The following is a 2,228-nucleotide window of genomic DNA, read 5'->3' as shown; positions in this document are numbered from 1 at the left end:
AACCAGCACCAGGGATTCTCGGCGTCGATGGGCGGCTCGGTCATGCTCTTCTCGGCCTCCTACCTCGGAATCCCGGTGTCGACGACGCACACCATGACCGGCTGCGTGATCGGCGCCGGAGCGGCGCGCAGGGCCTCGGCGGTGCGGTGGGGGATCGCGGGCAATGTCGCGATCGCCTGGGTAATCACCATCCCCGCTTCGGCGACGGTGGCGGCTTTGTTCTATTGGCTGATCAGCGGCGAGTTCCTGCGCGACGCGATCGCAGTCGCCATTATCGCGTTGATGATTTTGGGGGCGCGCGCCCTCCGCCGCGCGGAGGTGAAACGAGGAGAGTCTAAGTGAAGCCCGTGATCGCAATCCTGTCCCTGTTGCTCGTCGGCGCCGCACCCGCTCCGAAGGTCGACATGCAGCGGATGAGCGAGGTCACGCGCGTGCTCGCGTCCGACGCATTCCAGGGCCGCGCGCCGGGCACTCCGGGCGAGGACAAGACGATCCCCTACCTCATCGAGCAGTTCAAGGCGGCGGGACTCGAGCCGGCTGGCGAGAACGGCGGCTGGACGCAGATCGTCCCGATGATCCACACCCAGCTGAAGGCGCCGGTCAACGTCTCGGTCACGCAGCGCGGCCAAACGCTGCCGCTCAAATTCCCCGACGACATCTATCTCGGGACGGTGCGTCCGGTGGACCGGGTGCGCATTGAGAACGCGCCGATGGTGTTCGTCGGCTACGGAGTGACCGCGCCCGAGCGCGGGTGGGACGATTTCAAGGGCGTCGACCTGCACGGCAAGGTCGCGGTGATGCTGGTCAACGATCCCGACTTCGAGGCCGCCGCGGGCGAGCCGGTCGCGGGCAAGTTCGGCGGCAAGACCATGACCTATTACGGCCGCTGGACCTATAAATATGAAGAAGCGGCGCGGCGTGGCGCGATCGCCGCGCTGGTCGTCCACGAGACCGATGCGGCGGGCTATCCGTGGACCGTGGTGAAGAGTCCGGCTGGCGAGAATTACGCCATCGCTTTGCCTGCGGACTCGCCTCAGCCGGTGCTGCTCCAGGGCTGGATCCAGCGCGACGCCGCCGCGGCCCTGCTGAAGCGCGCCGGCTACGATTACGAGACGGTGAAGCGGGAGGCGCGGACCGCGGCGTTCAAGCCGATCGACCTCAAGGCGACGCTGTCAGCCGATATCCCGGTTACGCTCTCGCACATCACCAGCCACAACGTGCTCGGCAAGCTCACCGGGTCGAAATATCCGGAAGAGACGGTGAGCTTCGGCGGGCATTGGGACGCGTACGGGATCGGGCCGGCGGACGCGCAGGGCCGAACGATCCGCCCGGGCGCGGCGGATGATGCGCTGGGTTTGGCCGCGATGCTCGAGGATGCGCGGCTGTTCGCAGCCGGGCCGCGGCCGGAGCGGACATTGGTCTTCGCCGCCTGGACCGCAGAGGAACGCGGCCTGCTCGGCTCGGAATATTACGCCCAGCATCCTTTGTTCCCGATGCAGACGATGGTCGCGAACCTGACCTTCGACACGCTGCAATGGAACGGCCCGGTCAAGGACGCGGTGCTCGTCGGGCGGGGCCAGAGCGGCGACATGGAGCGGATCTTCGCCGAGGCCGCGAAGGCGCAGGGCCGCTACGTCACCGACGAGAACCACCCAGAGCGCGGACTGTTCTACCGCGCCGACCATTTCTCCTTCGCCAAGCGCGGGGTCCCGGTGCTGCTCGATATGGCGCTCGCCGGCGCGTACGACATGGTCGAGGGCGGCCGGCCGGCGGGCGAGCGCTGGCTCGATGCGTTCACCAGCAAATGCTACCACCAGACCTGTGATGCCTGGTCGCCGACCTGGGATTTGCGTGGAGCCGCGCAGGAGGCCGAGCTGTTTTACGCGATCGGCAACCGCCTCGCGAACAGCCGCGAATGGCCCGAGTGGAATGCCTCGTCCGAGTTCGCCAAGGTGCGGGCGCAGAGCGCGGCGGCGCGGGGACAGAGCGCAGGCAAGGGCGAGCGCGGGCGCCGCTGACATTGGAACGCTGCGCGCCTAACGCGCATCTGATGGTCCGAATGAGGGCAGCTCCGGCTCAGGTTCGCTTCGCATGGGCGATGCTCGCGGCGCTGCTGCTCGCATTGCGCTGCCTTGCCCCGGCGGGCTTCATGCCGGCGTTCGATCATGGCGTGGTGACGATCGTCGCCTGCCCGGATGCGGACGGCGCCGTCCCTTCGGGGATGCACC

The 2,228-nt window shown here is 67.9% G+C and carries 2 protein-coding genes; both read left to right on the top strand.

All coding sequences use genetic code 11. The features are described from left to right. A partial coding sequence (locus VFT73_RS07970) for an inorganic phosphate transporter (RefSeq protein ID WP_326409723.1) occupies positions 1-342 on the top strand: 342 nt, incomplete at its 5' end. A 62-nt stretch (positions 343-404) separates the two neighbouring features. Next, entirely contained in the window at positions 405-2,018 is a 1,614-nt protein-coding gene (locus tag VFT73_RS07965) for a M28 family metallopeptidase (protein WP_414712808.1), read from the top strand. The last annotated feature ends 210 nt before the right edge of the window (positions 2,019-2,228 follow it).

The sequence above is a fragment of the Sphingomonas sp. genome (assembly GCF_035758555.1).
In the GTDB taxonomy this organism is placed as follows: domain Bacteria; phylum Pseudomonadota; class Alphaproteobacteria; order Sphingomonadales; family Sphingomonadaceae; genus Sphingomonas_B.
The sequence above is the reverse complement of the archived record's forward strand: the minus strand, read 5'-3'. Positions and strand labels throughout refer to the sequence as shown.